The 16,183-nt window shown below is 51.3% G+C and carries 17 protein-coding genes, 1 tRNA gene and 1 pseudogene; 5 read left to right on the top strand and 14 right to left on the bottom strand.

What is annotated here, in order from left to right:
* Positions 1–41 precede the first annotated feature (41 nt).
* The 12 genes from clpX to IEW70_RS09770 form a co-directional block, all read right to left on the bottom strand.
* Positions 42–1,304 carry an ATP-dependent protease ATP-binding subunit ClpX gene (gene clpX / locus IEW70_RS09825; protein ID WP_188647748.1) on the bottom strand — a complete coding sequence of 421 codons (1,263 nt, stop codon included), beginning with the start codon at positions 1,302–1,304 and terminating at the stop codon, positions 42–44.
* Between the two features lie 5 nt (positions 1,305–1,309).
* On the bottom strand, positions 1,310–1,906 hold the full coding sequence (gene clpP / locus IEW70_RS09820) for an ATP-dependent Clp endopeptidase proteolytic subunit ClpP (RefSeq protein WP_308423149.1): 597 nt from the start codon (positions 1,904–1,906) through the stop codon (positions 1,310–1,312).
* A gap of 84 nt (positions 1,907–1,990) precedes the next feature.
* Complete coding sequence (gene tig, locus IEW70_RS09815) at positions 1,991–3,283, bottom strand: trigger factor (RefSeq protein WP_188647747.1); 1,293 nt, start codon at positions 3,281–3,283, stop codon at positions 1,991–1,993.
* 222 nt (positions 3,284–3,505) lie between these two features.
* Positions 3,506–3,582: transfer RNA gene (locus IEW70_RS09810), tRNA-Arg, on the bottom strand.
* Between the two features lie 86 nt (positions 3,583–3,668).
* Positions 3,669–4,175 (bottom strand): metallophosphoesterase family protein, encoded by a 507-nt coding sequence (locus tag IEW70_RS09805; RefSeq protein ID WP_188647746.1) that lies wholly within the window; start codon positions 4,173–4,175, stop codon positions 3,669–3,671.
* 21 nt (positions 4,176–4,196) lie between these two features.
* Positions 4,197–4,832: an XTP/dITP diphosphatase gene (locus IEW70_RS09800; protein WP_229751915.1), complete on the bottom strand. Its 636-nt coding sequence runs from the start codon at positions 4,830–4,832 to the stop codon at positions 4,197–4,199.
* Positions 4,798–5,574 carry a ribonuclease PH gene (rph, locus tag IEW70_RS09795; protein ID WP_188647745.1) on the bottom strand — a complete coding sequence of 259 codons (777 nt, stop codon included), beginning with the start codon at positions 5,572–5,574 and terminating at the stop codon, positions 4,798–4,800. Before rph ends, IEW70_RS09800 begins: the two co-directional genes overlap by 35 nt.
* A 128-nt stretch (positions 5,575–5,702) precedes the next feature.
* The gene (locus IEW70_RS09790; RefSeq protein WP_188647744.1) at positions 5,703–6,737 is read right to left on the bottom strand and encodes a GerMN domain-containing protein; all 1,035 of its coding nucleotides are present in this window, start codon (positions 6,735–6,737) and stop codon (positions 5,703–5,705) included.
* A gap of 417 nt (positions 6,738–7,154) precedes the next feature.
* A complete protein-coding gene (racE, locus tag IEW70_RS09785; RefSeq protein ID WP_188647743.1) occupies positions 7,155–7,991 on the bottom strand; it encodes a glutamate racemase in 837 nt (278 codons plus the stop codon).
* A 211-nt stretch (positions 7,992–8,202) separates the two neighbouring features.
* Entirely contained in the window at positions 8,203–8,646 is a 444-nt protein-coding gene (locus tag IEW70_RS09780) for a MarR family winged helix-turn-helix transcriptional regulator (RefSeq protein WP_188647742.1), read from the bottom strand.
* 350 nt (positions 8,647–8,996) lie between these two features.
* Complete coding sequence (locus tag IEW70_RS09775) at positions 8,997–9,218, bottom strand: helix-turn-helix domain-containing protein (protein WP_188647741.1); 222 nt, start codon at positions 9,216–9,218, stop codon at positions 8,997–8,999.
* Positions 9,219–9,439: 221 nt separating this feature from the next.
* Positions 9,440–9,829, bottom strand: coding sequence for a hypothetical protein (locus IEW70_RS09770; protein WP_188647740.1), 390 nt, complete (start codon positions 9,827–9,829; stop codon positions 9,440–9,442).
* A 267-nt stretch (positions 9,830–10,096) separates the two neighbouring features.
* On the opposite strand from IEW70_RS09770, the pseudogene IEW70_RS09765 reads away from it, so the two are divergent.
* Positions 10,097–10,252 (top strand): annotated as a pseudogene (locus tag IEW70_RS09765) (alpha/beta-type small acid-soluble spore protein).
* On the opposite strand, the gene IEW70_RS09760 reads toward IEW70_RS09765, so the two are convergent.
* Positions 10,178–10,414: a hypothetical protein gene (locus IEW70_RS09760; RefSeq protein WP_188647859.1), complete on the bottom strand. Its 237-nt coding sequence runs from the start codon at positions 10,412–10,414 to the stop codon at positions 10,178–10,180. The pseudogene IEW70_RS09765 and the gene IEW70_RS09760 sit on opposite strands and share 75 nt — an antisense overlap.
* On the opposite strand from IEW70_RS09760, the gene IEW70_RS09755 reads away from it, so the two are divergent.
* Together IEW70_RS09755 and mraY are read left to right on the top strand one after the other, a co-directional pair.
* Complete coding sequence (locus IEW70_RS09755; protein WP_188647739.1) at positions 10,384–11,148, top strand: hypothetical protein; 765 nt, start codon at positions 10,384–10,386, stop codon at positions 11,146–11,148. The genes IEW70_RS09760 and IEW70_RS09755 overlap by 31 nt on opposite strands.
* Before the next feature lie 164 nt (positions 11,149–11,312).
* Positions 11,313–12,341 carry a phospho-N-acetylmuramoyl-pentapeptide-transferase gene (gene mraY / locus IEW70_RS09750; RefSeq protein ID WP_188647738.1) on the top strand — a complete coding sequence of 343 codons (1,029 nt, stop codon included), beginning with the start codon at positions 11,313–11,315 and terminating at the stop codon, positions 12,339–12,341.
* Between the two features lie 54 nt (positions 12,342–12,395).
* Here mraY and IEW70_RS09745 read toward each other — a convergent pair whose 3' ends face one another.
* Positions 12,396–14,048 carry a M2 family metallopeptidase gene (locus IEW70_RS09745; RefSeq protein ID WP_188647737.1) on the bottom strand — a complete coding sequence of 551 codons (1,653 nt, stop codon included), beginning with the start codon at positions 14,046–14,048 and terminating at the stop codon, positions 12,396–12,398.
* A 132-nt stretch (positions 14,049–14,180) separates the two neighbouring features.
* On the opposite strand from IEW70_RS09745, the gene IEW70_RS09740 reads away from it, so the two are divergent.
* Together IEW70_RS09740 and IEW70_RS09735 are read left to right on the top strand one after the other, a co-directional pair.
* Positions 14,181–14,426: a hypothetical protein gene (locus tag IEW70_RS09740; protein ID WP_188647736.1), complete on the top strand. Its 246-nt coding sequence runs from the start codon at positions 14,181–14,183 to the stop codon at positions 14,424–14,426.
* A gap of 142 nt (positions 14,427–14,568) precedes the next feature.
* On the top strand, positions 14,569–16,107 hold the full coding sequence (locus IEW70_RS09735; RefSeq protein WP_188647735.1) for a fumarate hydratase: 1,539 nt from the start codon (positions 14,569–14,571) through the stop codon (positions 16,105–16,107).
* Positions 16,108–16,183: the final 76 nt, after the last annotated feature.

Here is a 16,183-nt window from a genome sequence, read left to right as displayed (position 1 = left end):
AAAAAAAGCACCTGTTTGACAGGTGCTTTTTGCTCTCCGCTTTATGCGCTCTCCTCTTTCTTGTTCGTCGAACGACCTTTAGATGTGGTCAGCTGAGGAGCCACTTTGTTACGAACCGTTTCGCCTGTCACCACGCATTCGGTGACATCGTCCCGCGAAGGCAGATCGAACATGACATCCAGCATGATGGACTCGATGATCGCCCGCAAACCGCGAGCCCCCGTTTTCCGCTTGATCGCTTCGTCGGCGATCGCTTTCAGCGCATCCTCCTCGAAGCTGAGCTTCACATTGTCCATTTCCAGGAGTTTCTGATACTGTTTGACCAATGCGTTTTTCGGCTCAGTGAGAATTCGTACCAGCGCTTCCTGATCCAGGGGTTCCAGGGTAGAGATAACCGGCAACCGTCCCACAAACTCTGGAATCAAACCAAAGCGGAGAAGGTCTTCCGGCAATACCATCTGGAGATATTCACCCGGCTTCAGATCGGCAGTGCTGCTGTCAGCACCGAAACCAATCACCTTTTTTCCGATGCGGCGTTTGATGATCTGCTCCAGACCGTCAAACGCACCGCCGCATATAAAGAGAATGTTGCTGGTATCGATTTGGATAAATTCCTGATGAGGGTGCTTGCGGCCGCCTTGGGGCGGTACACTGGCAACAGTACCCTCCAGAATTTTCAACAAGGCTTGCTGTACACCTTCACCGGAGACATCCCGGGTGATGGAAGGGTTCTCCGACTTCCGGGCCACTTTGTCGATTTCATCGATGTAGATAATGCCGCGTTCCGCTTTTTCCACATCGTAATCGGCCGCCTGGATCAGTTTGAGCAGGATGTTCTCCACATCCTCCCCGACATAGCCGGCCTCCGTTAACGAGGTAGCATCCGCGATGGCGAAGGGAACATTGAGAATCCGGGCCAGCGTTTGTGCGAGCAGCGTTTTCCCGCTCCCCGTCGGCCCAATCATGATGATATTGCTTTTTTGCAGCTCCACATCATCCATTTTTTGGGATGTGTTAATCCGTTTATAGTGGTTGTAAACAGCAACTGCCAACGATTTCTTCGCCTGATCCTGTCCAATCACATACTGGTCCAGAATCTCGTTGATTTCCACAGGTTTAGGCAGATTTTGCAGATCGATGTCTTCTTCGCCGCCCAGCTCCTCCTCAACGATTTCGTTGCACAGTTCAATGCACTCGTCGCAAATATATACCCCCGGGCCGGCCACCAGCTTGCGCACCTGATCCTGGGATTTTCCACAGAAAGAGCATTTGAGTTGACCTTTTTCCTCATTAAACTTAAACAAGCGTATCACCCCTCTCGAGTATCTTGCCGGGTGATCACATCATCGACCAAACCGTATTCTTTGGCTTCTTGTGCACCCATGAAATGATCGCGATCGGTGTCGCGCTCAATTTTCTCCAAAGGCTGTCCCGTCCGTTCCGACAGGACTTCATTAATCTTTTGGCGAGTGCGCAAAATCCATTCGGCGTGAATTTGGATATCCGCTGCCTGGCCACGCACACCGCCCAGCGGTTGGTGAATCATCACCTCGCTGTTGGGCAGAGCAAAGCGTTTGCCCTTCTCTCCGGCCGCCAGCAGGAATGCCCCCATGCTTGCAGCCAAACCGACGCAAATGGTAGACACGTCCGGTTTTATGTACTGCATGGTATCATAGATCGCCATCCCCGCTGTTATGGAACCACCGGGGGAATTTATGTACAGATGGACATCTTTATCCGGATCTTCCGCCTGCAAAAACAACAACTGTGCCACTACCACGTTGGCCACTTGATCGTTGATCGGCCCTCCGATAAAGATTATGCGGTCTTTCAAAAGACGGGAATACAAATCATATGCCCGTTCTCCTCGGTTGGTCTGTTCCACCACCATGGGAACCAGATTCACCGGTTGTTGACCCCCTTTCGGACTGTTTTTAAAAACAAGGCACGCTATAAAAACGTGCCTCGTTTTTTTTCCGTCCTATTCTCATTATGCCGCATTTTTACTATTGGATACAAGTAGGTCAATCGTTTTTCGAGTACGCAATTCGTTCTTTACTTGTTCCAGACCGCCTTGAGCTTCCAACAGACGGCGTACTTCTTTTTCATCCCGATCCATTTGTTCGGCCAGCTTTTTGATTTCTTCATCCACTTCGGCATCGGTTACTTCGATGTTTTCTTCTTCAGCGATTTTCTCCAGCACCAGGTTGGCCCGTACTTTCTTTTCAGCGTCTTCTTTGAACTGCTCACGAAGCGCCTCTTTTTCCTGACCGGTGAATTGTGCATACTGATCCAGTGTCAAGCCCTGCATGCGGAGCTGTTGTTCGAAGTGACCCATCATGTGGTCGATTTCGTTTTCGATCATCACTTCCGGCAGATCGATTTCCGCGTTTTCAGCAGCTTTTTCCACCAGCGTGTTGCGACGATAGTTTTCTTCTTCCTGCTTTTTGCTTTCTTTCAGTTTATTCTCGATGTCCTGCTTCAATTCATCCAAGGTGTCGAACTCGCTGACATCTTGGGCAAACTCATCATCCAGCTCCGGCAGTTCCAGACGCTTGATTTCATGGAGCTTCACTTTGAAAGTGGCTTCTTTGCCGGCCAGTTCTTCAGCATGGTACTCTTCGGGGAAAGTTACGACCACATCTTTTTCCTCACCGACGCCCATGCCGACCACTTGATCCTCAAAGCCGGGGATAAATTGGCCGGAGCCCAACTCCAACGTGTAGCGCTCCGCTTTGCCGCCTTCAAAGGGTTCGCCGTCGATGAACCCTTCAAAATCGATGATGACCCGGTCTTTGTTTTCCGCTTTACCATCTTCAACAGCCACCAGCTGACCTTGCCGTTCCTGCATCCGTTTCAATTCGGCGTCTACGTCCTCGGCGCTGACGGAGAAGTCTTTTTCCGGTACTTCCAGCCCTTTGTATTCACCCAGCTTCACTTCCGGTTTCACTGTAACGATTGCTTTAAATACAAAAGGTTGCCCTTTTTCCAGCTGTTCCACATCGATCTCCGGACGATCCACCGGTTCGATACCCGCTTCGTCCACCGCTTCGGGATAAACTTCCGGAAGCAGGATATCCAATGCATCCTGGTACAGGGACTCCACTCCGAAACGTTTTTCAAAAATCGGACGAGGGACTTTCCCTTTGCGGAAACCCGGCACGCTCACTTTTTTCACAACTTTGCGGAAAGCTTGATCCAAGGCCTTGTCCAATTTTTCCGGTTCCACTTCAACGGTAAGTACACCTTGGTTTTTTTCTGTCTTCTCCCATGTTGCCTTCATTCTGGTCTTTCCCTCCTGACGAACTCTATTCCTGGTTATGGGGCGAGGCTTTTCCCCAACCCAACGGATGCTCGCTCTTTTACAACCATTTCATTATACCATATGGCAAGGCCTTTGCAAGGGATTAGGAAAAGGATGGCAGTCTAGAAAAACCCCATAAAAAAAGCAGAAACGGTGATTAAACCCGCCCCTGCATCCGATTACAGCCGAGCATATGGTGCATGGCGTCCCAGGAGGGATTCGAACCCCCGACCAACGGTTTAGAAGACCGTTGCTCTATCCAACTGAGCTACTGGGACACGATCATACACTCGAAAGTTGTGGCTTCTATTATATCACACCCCGCCGATGCGTCAAGGAGTAATTTCAGGGAACGGCTGTCCCGTCAAGCGAGGCTGTAGCTGCCTCCCAGACGGGACACCACCTTTCCATTGGGGTTGTAATAGGTCACACGGATGTCGCCGTTTCTCTTCAGTTCCACCACAGCATAGGTGGGTTCCGGAAATCCGCGTGGAGCCGTGATGCTCCCCGGGTTGAGAAAGAGCATGTTTTCAGACTGCTCACACAGCGGAAAATGGGAATGGCCGAAGCACACAATATCAGCTTCCGCCTCTTTCCCCTTGTACTTTATCGACATGAGCGACGTGTTCACCTGATACCGATGCCCGTGAGTCACAAAAAAGCGACGTCCTGCCCCTTCCCAGATCTGCTCTTCGGGAACAAGCTCCCAGTCGCAGTTTCCCCTGACAACAGTCAGTGACCGATCAGGCAGCCGATCGGTATCGGTGCAAAAATCACCGCAATGAATCACATGATCACAATCCGCCTGCTCCACGATCCGGTTGAGCAAACGGTCCTCTCCGTGGGAATCGCTGATGACCAATACCCGCATGTTGCTCATCCTTTCCACGGTTCACCCATCAAAACGGTATTTTTCCCGCAACAGCCGGATCAGTTTTTCTGCCGCCTTGGCACGATGGCTGATCCGGTTTTTTACCTCGGGGGGCACTTCCGCCATGGTGCATCCCCGATCCGGAAGGAGAAAAAGAGGATCATACCCAAAGCCATACTTCCCCTTCGGCTCTTCCGCGATCATCCCGGGGGTTTCCCCCCGGACGGTCACCGTTTCTTCTCCCGGTACAGCCAAAGCCAACACACAGACAAAGGCTGCCCGCCGATCCCCCGCAGGCACATCCTGCAATGCCGCCAACAGCTTGCGGTTATTCTCCTCATCGGTGGCATCCGGACCCGCATACCGGGCCGAGTAAATACCGGGGGCACCACCCAGTGCCTCCACCGTCAGCCCGGAATCATCTGCGGCCACTGGACGATTCAACACCTGCGCGATCGTCTCTGCTTTTTTCACCGCATTTCCTTCGAAGGAGTCCCGGTCTTCCACCACTTCCGGAACCCCTTCAAAGTCGGCCAACCCTCTGACCCGAACCCCCAAGTGCGCGGAAAACATCGCATCCAGCTCTTTTACCTTGTGGGAATTTCGGGTGGCAAAGACCATTTCAGTCCACTGCCACATCGGCTTGCCGTAATCCATCTGTCTTTCCCCCAATATGTTCGCTTGCTCGCCCCAGCACTTCCCGCTGCTTCTCGATCAGACGATCGGTTCCCTCTTTGGCCAATGCCAAGAGCTCCGTCAATTCCTCCGGCGAAAAAGGGGCTTCCTCGCCGGTTCCCTGGATTTCCACGTATTTTCCGCTCCCCGTCATCACCACGTTCATATCCACCTTCGCCTGGGAGTCTTCGTCATAACACAGATCCAGACTGGGCTGCCCGTTGACAATGCCGACACTGGTAGCCGCCAGAAAATCCGTTACTGGCAATGCCGGAAGGGTTCCCGCTTTGACCAAACGATGCAAGGCGCTCACCATCGCCACAAAAGCCCCGGTAATCGAAGCCGTCCGAGTCCCGCCGTCTGCCTGAATCACATCGCAGTCCAGCCAGACCGTTCGTTCTCCCAAGCGTTCCAAATCCACTACCGACCGTAAAGAGCGGCCGATCAGACGTTGAATTTCCATGGTGCGGCCGCCGACTTTTCCTTTACTGGATTCACGAATGGACCGGGTCTGCGTCGCCCTGGGCAGCATGGCGTATTCTGCCGTTACCCAGCCTTTACCTGAACCGCGCAAAAACGGAGGAACCCGCTCCTCCACCGAAGCTGTGCAGATTACTTTGGTATCACCGACACATATGTAGACGGAACCCTCCGCGTGCTTGATGTAATCCAGAACCATCTCCACTTGCCGCAGTTCATTATGATTGCGCCCGTCTACTCTCAATGCGATTCCCTCCAAAATGAAGTTTTATTATTATAACATAAAACTGCACGGTACAAAGAAAAAAGAGGTGATCAACACCTCTGACAGCTCCCGATCCCCCTTGAGAAGAAAGGCTGCTCCGATTTCTTTCAATACTCGCCTGGATTAATCATCGCCGGCCGATTGACCGGTTTGCTCAATGTCTTCCCTTGGCTAACGGCTCCGGACTTCCCGTCCACTGTAATTTTCACCTTTTTGGCGGCAGTATTTTCGGTCAGGGAAAGTACGATCGTGTTAATGGCATCTTTGGACGCTTGTTTTCCCTCCCCGAATTGCAACAGCTGTTTGCCGAAATCCGCGACCGCCAAGTCCCCTTTCATTTTCACGCTGTTTACCTGCAGCGTTTGTGTCAGGGCGCTGCTCAATGTGGAACCCTGCTGCGGTCCTTTCACCAGCTCTTGCAAAGTCGCCTTGGCTATGTCATCCTTCCGGTTGATCATGCGCGTAACCGGAACGTAATAGATCGTATTATCGCTGGATTGGCCGAGGAAATATAGAGTGACCGGTATGCTTTGGCTGACAGAGACTCCCTGAGCGATTTCCAGGTTGATGCCCTGATTGCGGGTCAATTCTTGGGCTGGCGACTTCCCTTTTGGCATGATTTTCAGGGGTTTGCCGTTCACCCAAATGTTTACCTTTTCCACCGAGTCAAATCCGGTCAAGGTCCAGGTAACCGCGCTTAAGATTTTTTCTTCCATTTTGGGGTCATAGGAAAGAAACTCTTTGGAGAAGTCGATCGTCGCCGTTTTGCCCTGAATGCTGAGTCCCTTCACCTTGGTTCCCTTGGGCAAAATCCCGCTGAACCCTTCCGGAAGCATCGGCTCACCCGAGCCGCCTTTTACCATGTAAGAAATTGCTTCCTTTGCGATCCCTTCCACCTTGGGAACATTGAGTGAGTAAGGCACCACATACCCCGAATCCGACAGAAAATAAAGCTCGAGATCATCTCCTTTTTTGGCTTCCGTTTTATGCTCGTCTCCCTTGATTTTCCCCTCCGGAATCTCCTGCTTGGGAGGCGGATCAATCGGGGCAGACGCTTTCTCCTCCGGCCCGAACAGACATCCCGTCAGGACGAGGGGGAAGAGCAGCAGCACAAGGGCAGCCCTGAATAGGCCTTTGCGCATGGTTTTCCCTCCTTGGACAAAGTCTAGTACATATATACGAGGCTTGTTTCAAAATATCACTCCCTTTCGCATCAAGGAGACAAATAAAAAGAAGCTACCATGATCAAGCCGTTTCAGCCCGGTAATCTACCGGGCTGAGATGGTTTAAACGGGATTGAAATCGTTGAAGGATCCGGAATCCCTAACTCCTTTGCCACCGCTTTGTAGCCGTATCCTTCATCTAAATATAGTCGCCGGCATTCAACTTCTTATCTTTTAAATAAGTCTTACGAATATTTCCCATAAAAAATCCCCTTCAAGTAACAGTAAGGGGCTTGCTTCTTACTGTCCACTTAAAGGGGATAATATCAGGTTGCCTAATGCTGTTGTTTTATTGTCTACTTGACGGGGTAAGTTCAATTGTTGCTATATAGGTTGTCACCCAATCGGATTTTGCACCGCCGGTTCCAGTGCTACCTGCTCCACCTCGACCTCTTGATTCAGCCACTGTTCTGCGATACGGCGGAAAGCACCCGGGTGGCCTGTTGTGTAAAAGCGATGCCCGTGATCTACTGCATCAGACAAGTGAAGCAAGCCTTTATGATGCAAGACGGTACTTATCTCCCGGGCAGTCTCTTCGGCGGAACTGATCAAGGTGACATCCGGACCCATTTCCCGCCTAATCAGATCGCTGATCAAAGGATAGTGGGTACATCCCAAAATCAGTGTATCCAAGTCGTACTGCTTAATCGGTGCCAAAGCCTGTCTGACGATGCGGCGGGCGCGCTTCGTATCCCCTTCGCCGCTTTCCACCAGCGGCACCAAGGTCGGACAGGCCAAGCTGACCACGAACAGGTGGGGATCAATCCGTTTGAGGGCCCCTTCATAGGCCTCACTACGGACAGTGCCTTCGGTGCCGATCACCCCGATTCTGCCTTGGCTCGAAGCCTTGATCGCGGCACGAGCCCCGGGATCCACCACACCGAAGACGGGGATCGACAGCCACTCGCGTACTTTCCCCAGCGCCACCGCTGTGGCGGTGTTGCATGCGATAACCAGTGCTTTTAAAGGGAATCGTGTCAGAAAAGCGACAATCTCATCGGTGAATTGACGAACCTCCTCCGGCGAACGGGGACCGTAGGGACAACGGGCCGTATCCCCGAAGTAGATCATTCGCTCCTTGGGCAACTGCCGCATGATTTCCTTGGCTACTGTCAAGCCGCCCACGCCAGAGTCCAGTATCCCGATTGCTTTTGGTGAAGAATCAAATCCCATGAGTCCTGTTCAGTCCTCCAGTCCTTGTGTCAACTGAGCACAAAAGTACCTGTTGGGTTAACCAATTTTCCATCTTTTATCATATGAGTGCAAAAAGATAAATGATTCAACCCTTGTTCGTATAGGCGTTATTGTACCAGAGGCGGATTCAAATGAAAACGATTCATTCAACATGGAAAAAAAGACAAGCTCTCCGCCCGAAAGCGAAGAGTCAATCTTTCATCTCCTGATACAACAGAGACAAATATTTTTCCAGCTCCTTCAATTCATCGCCGGAAAACCGGGTGAGTACTTCGGCCAAGTAGGCTTGTCTCGCTGCAAGAACGTCCTGGATAATCGCCTTTCCTTTATCCAGCATGTGTATCCGTACCACACGGCGGTCCCGCTCGTCCCGAATTCGCTCGACCACACCGTTTTTCTCCATACGGTCCACCAGATCTGTCATAGTGCTGCATGCGAGATACATCCGCTGACTCAGCTCGCCGATCGTCATATCGCCCTCTTCATGCAGCCACAACAAAGCGGTAAATTGAGGAGGCGTAATCGGAAAGTTGGTGAGGATATCCCGACCTTTGCGTTTGATGATCACACTGATTTCCCGAACCAGATGTTCAATCTCTTTCACCAGTTCAGGAGAAAGCTGTTCCTTATTCATATCGAGACTCCTTTAGGGTTCTATCCGGATTTTCTACTCATTTTTCCCCCAATGTCCAGCTGTAAAGCCGACATTCTGTTTTTTTAATCATGGTACTCAAATCCCACACAGTTAACAAGTATTTCTCCACCCTCTCCCCTCCATGTAAAAGATAACCTTTCACCATATCTTATTTACTGCCTTCTTTCCCGTAATCTGAATAAAAAAAGCCGCCAAAAATATTTGACGACTCCCTGTTACCCGGCTGGGGATTCCGGGAACACCGGATCTTGCTCATATCCCTGTTATGTCAATGGTACACAAAGGCAAAGAAACCCTACTCCGGGGTAGGGTTTTGCAGAGCTGGCTGGTCAGATTATCAAATCCCCAAGCCGGACCAATTCCACCACAGCTTGCGACCGTCCTTTAACGTTCAGCTTTTGCATCACATTGGAAATATGATTACGGACGGTTTTCTCACTGATAAACAGTTGCTGCGCGATTTCCTTGGTCGTTTTGTCCTGTACCAATAATTCGAATACTTCCCTTTCCCTGTTGGTTAACAAGGGCTTTCCCTTCTGGTTGCTGGTCAAATGCGCCACCCCTCCTTGCTCGGACTCTTAGAACACGAGGGTCAGGGACTCAGTCAGGTTATTGTATGAACGGGCTTATTCGGTGGTGCTGATGAGAGGGAAATTTAGGCGGTTCTTTCAGTTGGGTGAAAGAACCTTGGGGACGGTGTATCCTATGCGCGAACAATGGTCGGAGTGACGTTTTACTTGATCCACATCGGCCCATTTCGCCGCTCCTATCTCTAACGGGACGGATACAACAGAGAAACTTCCGGCAAATGCCGGCGAATCCATACGGCACCCCAGGCTCTTTTCGTCATAATCCAGATCGCTTGTCGGGAATCCAGGTGCCGAACCCCCCACTCATGGTCACTCAACTGCACTCGGGGAAAAGGAAGATCTTGAAATACCAGTACCGTATCACCGTATTGAAAGCATTCATCAAGACATCGACGGGCGGGATAAGCAGGGGAGGCTTTCAGCAAGTGAACCGGTTCAAAGCCGATACGTTCTGTCAAATGACGCGCATCCTTCCGCTTGGAAGGAGGCTTTCGCTTCTGGGGGCGGCCCGGATTCAGAACGGGAAACTGTTTGGCCAAATGGACAAAGGGAATGCCATGAAAATACACCATGCTTCACCTCAGAAAAAGAACTTGCTTGCTCCATCTGGTTTTTTCGATCTCCTTTTTTCCATCGCTTTTGCTCATCCTCCGCATACCATATAGTTGGACCTGCGGAATCAAGGTTAGTTTGAACAAGCAGATCTAGGTTTAACCGGGCTTCAAATCGGAGTCATAGATATCCAAACTAGATATAGATTTCCAATATAAAACAGCAATGAGGTGGTTTGAATGGCTCGTCGCACCAACCGTCTGGTTGCTCCTCAATCCTGAGCAGCCTTGGATCAACTCAAATTTGAAATTGCCTAGGAATTCGGTGTACAGCTGGGACCGGACACAACCTCCCGTGCCAACGGTTCCCTAGGTGGAGAAATTACCAAACCGCTGATCGCGATCACTGAGCAACAGCTGGCCGGCGGTCAAATGATCCGTTGAAATAACAAGCCTCCAAACAACCCCCATTTTTCCAAAGGGGGTTGTTTTTATGTCATGGGTCAAGCCGACGGCATCATATGTGTGGAGAAACTGTGTTTTGCCGCCGGAAGGAGGGATCAAAAACGAAGAAAATGGTACCCCCGCAGAAATCGCCTTCACCAAAAATACTGCAACCCCTAAACCAGGTCCATCTGGAACGAAAATGGCCCTCACTAAGCATCCCGGCACTGGCACTGGCTGAGTTGGAACAAGATGAAACCCACCCGCTTCTCTCTGCTCACCTGAAATTTCACTTATTGCATCGAGCATTGAAGTTGGGGGAACATGCGGGAGACAACCGGAAGTATGGGGGAGATCTGGCACGGTTAATGAACCGGATGATTCAATCCGGTGTACGTGTCCGTTTTATTGACAACCCGAACGGTCAGGACCATTGGGTTCGGGCGCAATATCTGGCCAAACTTAAGATCATCGAAATCAACCGTGCATCTCTTGATCAGCTGCGTCGGTTTTTCGAACGTTCCGGTGATAGTGTTCGGGAGGATGACATTATCGCATTGCACCTCTATCACGAGTGGTTTCACCACCTGGAAACCACCCGCCTAGGAAGGGTCGATTTGCGCCTGCCGCGCGCTGTCAAAAAGCGATGGGGTCCCATCACTTTCCGTCAGCCTATCCGCCGTACCCGTGAAATTGCAGCCCATGCCTTTACACAGAAAGCGATGAACTTGAACTGGAGCCCGCTACTGTTGGATTATTTGTTGCTGTTGACAGAAAAAGGCTGGTCCGTATCGGAGATCCGAGATCATTTTGCCGAGATGAATGATCGTTACAAAGCATTGATGCAGTCTTCCCAATCGGATCCAGACGAAAACCCGATCATCCCGGATACTTGATGCCGATCCGGAGCGCAAATGCTCTTTTCTTTTTCATCTCTTATCGGACAAACTCATGTTTTTCCTTCTTCATTCATTTTTTCATGTTATGTCCGATCAAGAGGATTTATAGTATATTGATATAAGCTTTTGAGTCCAGATGGCCTAAAGGAGAGAAACCGGATATGCTTACCATTCTGCTGCCGCTCATCGCAGCCATGCTTTTGGTCTTGATTCTGGGACCCGTGGTGATTCCACTCTTAAAGCATCTGAAAGCAGGCCAGTCGATTCGGGCTGAGGGACCCCAGGCCCATTTAAGAAAAGCGGGAACTCCCACCATGGGCGGGGTGCTGTTTTTGAGCGCCGCCTTTCTCGCCGCAGTTCCCATCACCCATCGCTGGCTCGGGATCTCTCCATCGATGTCGGACTTATTTTTCCTTCTTTTTGCTACCATGGGGTATGGTTTGATCGGCTTTATGGATGATTACATCAAAGTGGTGTTGAAACGGAACTTAGGACTGACTGCGGCACAAAAATTAGGGGGACAATTGCTGATCGGGCTGATATTGTTTTGGATTTTGCTTGAGGTGCGGGTATTGCGGGGGGAATACCCTTCCATCTCCTCCATCGGAATCCCGGGAACTCATATGGAATGGGAGTTGAACTGGCTGTATCTCCCCTTTCTCGTTTTCTTAATGATCGCCGCTTCCAACGCAGTTAATCTGACAGACGGCCTGGACGGGCTGGTGGCTGGAACCGCGGCAATTGCTTATGGTGCCTATGCCATCATCGGTTTGTATCAACATAACGACATGGTGGCTATTTTTTCCGCCTCGGTCGTTGGGGGACTGTTGGGTTTTCTCGTCTTTAACGCTCATCCTGCCAAGGTATTCATGGGAGATACCGGATCGCTCGCCTTGGGCGGCGGATTGGCTGCACTGGCCGTGATCACCAAAACGGAACTGCTGTTGCCGATCATCGGGTTGGTGTTTGTGTTGGAAACCTTGTCCGTTATAATTCAAGTCGCCTCTTTTAAACTGCGGGGAAAACGGGTGTTTCGGATGAGCCCGATTCATCACCACTTTGAGTTGAGCGGATGGTCCGAATGGCGGGTGGTCACCACATTTTGGCTGGCGGGCTTTCTCAGTGCCGGCCTGGGAATTTATCTGCAGATTTTTTTGCGGCCCAATCCACTGCCGTGGGCACTCCATTAAAAAAACTTCCCCCGCAGGGGAAGTGAAAGGATAAGTTTGCTAGCAGAGCCGTTTTTATCTGTCTGCTTTTTCCTTCGGCACTCTTCTGGGCTTTGCCTCGTCCGCCGGCTCCGGTACAAATTGCTGAATGAAATGATGGGCGGTCAGCTTACTGCCCGTTGCCATTTTGAGCATTTCCCCCCAAGGCAGTGCAGCTCCTTGATGAAAAATCCGTTCACGTAAAAATGCCCCTGCATCCGGGTTGTTGACCAAAGGATGACCTTCAGCACCGGTTTCCTTCTGCATCGCATGGAAGATCTGTGACGCCGTCAATTCACCCAGCAAATAGTTCTGGTAATAGACAGGCGCCGTCCCCAAATGAATTTTCGCCGCCCAGTCCGGAGCATTCCTCGTCTCTGGACGGGGGACAAACTGATACTGCTCGACCATATCCCACCAGCACGTGTTGAGATCGCCGTCAGGATTCCGGTAGAGCTCCCGTTCAAAATGAACCATGACCAAACACCAGCGCAGGAAGACCAGCATATCCAAAGCGGTCTGTTTCTGAAGCGCTTCCTTCACCGCTTCCATCTGGTCCTTGGGGAACTCCGCCACTTTCGTCAACCATTCCGGATCCCGGACCAAACGCCCCATCAGCATGGCGACCGCTTCGGTAACGGCGATATGAGCCGGTTTCCTGAGCAAATACGGCAGAGACTGGTTGTGGTATCGATCATAGACCGCATGACCCAATTCGTGCAGAAGGGTTCCCATCCAATACCCATTGCCGTGCAAATTGCACAGGATTCGGACATCCCCTTCCCGGTCTATATCCAAGCAGAACGCATGCTGGGATTTACCCTTTCGCTCATACAAATCGCTGCAATCCAGTATCTCTTCCACAAACAGTCCGATTTCCCGAAAAGTACGAATCGCCAGTTCCTCCAGGGAGCGCCCTTCAAAATGCGCATCCAACGCCAGCTCCCGTGAAAACACAGGCGGAGCTTCCTGGAAAAAGGGATCGACATAATGCCAGGGACGAACACCTTCCGGCAACAAACCAAACCGGTCCGCCACCTGTTTATCCAACTCTTTTTTCAGATCGGCAAAGGGTTGATCGGTTTTGATTTTCAGATCCTCCAACAAGGAGAATAAAAGCCCCTCGTCCAACTCACTCAACTTCAGGGCCATCTCGTAATAATCCTGATATCCTTGTCTTTGTGCCGCCTGATTCCGCCGCTTCACCAGCTCCCTCAAAAGGGGTGCTACGCGCTTCCCGATCTGTTTGCTGGCCTTCCAGGCGTCTTTTCGCTTGTATGTATCTGTCTCATCTTTCAATATCTCTTTCAATTCATTATCCGTCACCGGTGTTCCCCGAAACTCTGCCCGATGATGAATAAAAGACCTTTCGATTTGCGCTTCCAGCTGGGTGATCGCTTGAATATCCTCTTCCGGCATCTGCACCATCGCCGCTTCCATGTACAACACATCCAACTGACGGCGAAGCTGCGCATCCTCTATGTTGCTCTCCCGAAAAGACTGCAACCGGGAAAAGAGTTGAGGATCGGCATAAAAACGACGCAGTCCCCCCAATGCGGTTGTATATTCCTCTTCATACCGGCTGTCACCGGTAGTAGCCGCCTGCCAATAAGACTCCGCCACCCGACGTTCCAACGATTGCACCACTGGCACCGTTTTTTTCAGCCAATCTTTCACTTTGTTGCCCATAGCTAATGGCCTCCATTTTCAAAAGGATCCTCATTTTCAAAATACACCCATCCCCATGGTTACACAATCCCTTTTCTTCGTATGTCCCCTCCTGTTCTGGACAGGCTTAGTCATAAGGAGGTGTTTGCCGATATGGAATCTCCCTATCTGTGTCCGTCCTGCGGCACGAATCGCACCCGTTTTAACCTGATCCAGCAAGTAGCCCAGTCGGTCAAAAAAGATCCTCACACCGGAGAAATCACAGCCACTATAGCAGAAGACGATCCCCTTCACATTCCCTACACCGGAGAAGCTTATCGTGTGCAATGCGCTGTATGTGGTTTGATAGAAGCAGAAGAACGGTTCATCAAGACGGCCCAAAGAGGCTTGCAAATATAGACTTCTGCAACCTTTGCGCCCAGGGTCGCCATGCTCCCGGGCGCTTTCCAATGGAAAAGATTCCCCTTAACCTCTTTGACGCTTCAGATATAATAGAAATTGAAAGCGATTCACGATTCCACGATTCAAAGGGGTTCTTTTTATGGAAGCACTCAAAGATACTATTCTTGAGCTGATTACCGAGACATCCACCAACCTGTCGCCGGACGTGCGGGCAGCGATCCGGAAAGCCAAGCAACAGGAAGATGCCGGCACCCGGGCAGCGCTGGCATTGAGCACGATCACCGACAACATTGCAATGGCAGAAGAAAACGTCTCCCCGATCTGTCAGGACACCGGAATGCCTACCTTTAAAATCAAAGTGCCGGTAGGTGTCAACCAGCTGGAGATGACCAAAGCCATCAAAGCAGCCGTAGTGGAAGCCACCAAAACCGGGAAGCTCCGGCCCAACTCCGTCGATTCTCTGACCGGGGAAAACAGCGGAGACAACCTGGGAGAAGGCGTGCCGGTGATCCACTATGAACAATGGGATAAAGATGAGATCGACATCCGCCTGATCCTGAAAGGCGGCGGATGTGAGAACAAAAACATCCAGTACAGCCTGCCCTGTGAACTGGAAGGGCTGGGCCGGGCCGGACGAGACTTGGACGGCATCCGCAAATGCATCCTTCACAGTGTCTATCAAGCCCAGGGACAAGGATGCAGCGCCGGTTTCATCGGAGTGGGCATCGGCGGCGACCGAACCACCGGATATGAACTGGCCAAAAAGCAGCTTTTCCGCAAAGTGAACGACACCAACCCGAACCCGGAATTGGCCAAGCTGGAAGACTACATTATGGAGAACGCCAACAAGCTCTCTATCGGTACGATGGGATTCGGCGGAAACACCACCCTTTTGGGTTGCAAAATCGGCTCGATGCACCGGATCCCGGCCAGCTTCTACGTATCGGTGGCTTATAATTGCTGGGCTTTCCGCCGCCAAGGAGTGACCGTCGATCCGGCGACCGGAAAGATAAAAGAGTGGTTGTATAAGGATGAGCAGCCGGCCCCTCAGGTAACCGTGAACGAACCGGAGCAACTAAAGAAAAACTTCGATACCCGGGAAGTGGTACTGACTCCTCCGATTACAGAAGAACAAGTCCGCGATCTGAAAGTGGGCGATGTGGTGATCCTGAACGGATTGATCCACACCGGTCGGGATGCGCTGCACAAATATCTGATGGACCATAATTCCCCTGTCGATTTGAACGGTGGAGTCATCTACCACTGCGGCCCGGTTATGCTGAAAGACAAGGACGGCAATTGGGAAGTCAAAGCCGCCGGCCCTACCACCAGCATCCGTGAAGAACCCTACCAAGCAGACATCATCAAAAAGTTTGGCATCCGCGCCGTCATTGGAAAAGGAGGCATGGGAGCCAAAACGCTGCAAGGGCTGAAAGAGTACGGCGCTGTCTACCTGAACGCCATCGGCGGTGCGGCACAGTATTATGCTAATTGTATCACGGGCGTCGAAGGTGTCGACTTTATGGAATTCGGTGTGCCGGAAGCGATGTGGCACCTGCGGGTGAAAAACTTCGCGGCCATCGTCACAATGGATGCCCACGGCAACAGCCTGCATAAAGATGTGGAGAAAAGCTCCCTCGACAAGCTAGCCCAGTTTAAAGCGCCGGTCTTCTCCTGACGGGAAACAACCAAGGCCTTCGGTACCCCCGAAGGCCTTGGTTATGCATCTTCGGCGATCGGGGACTCCCTTTTTC

It is taken from the genome of Marinithermofilum abyssi (genome assembly GCF_014641195.1).
GTDB classification, from domain to species: domain Bacteria; phylum Bacillota; class Bacilli; order Thermoactinomycetales; family DSM-45169; genus Marinithermofilum; species Marinithermofilum abyssi.
The sequence above is the reverse complement of the archived record's forward strand: the minus strand, read 5'-3'. Positions and strand labels throughout refer to the sequence as shown.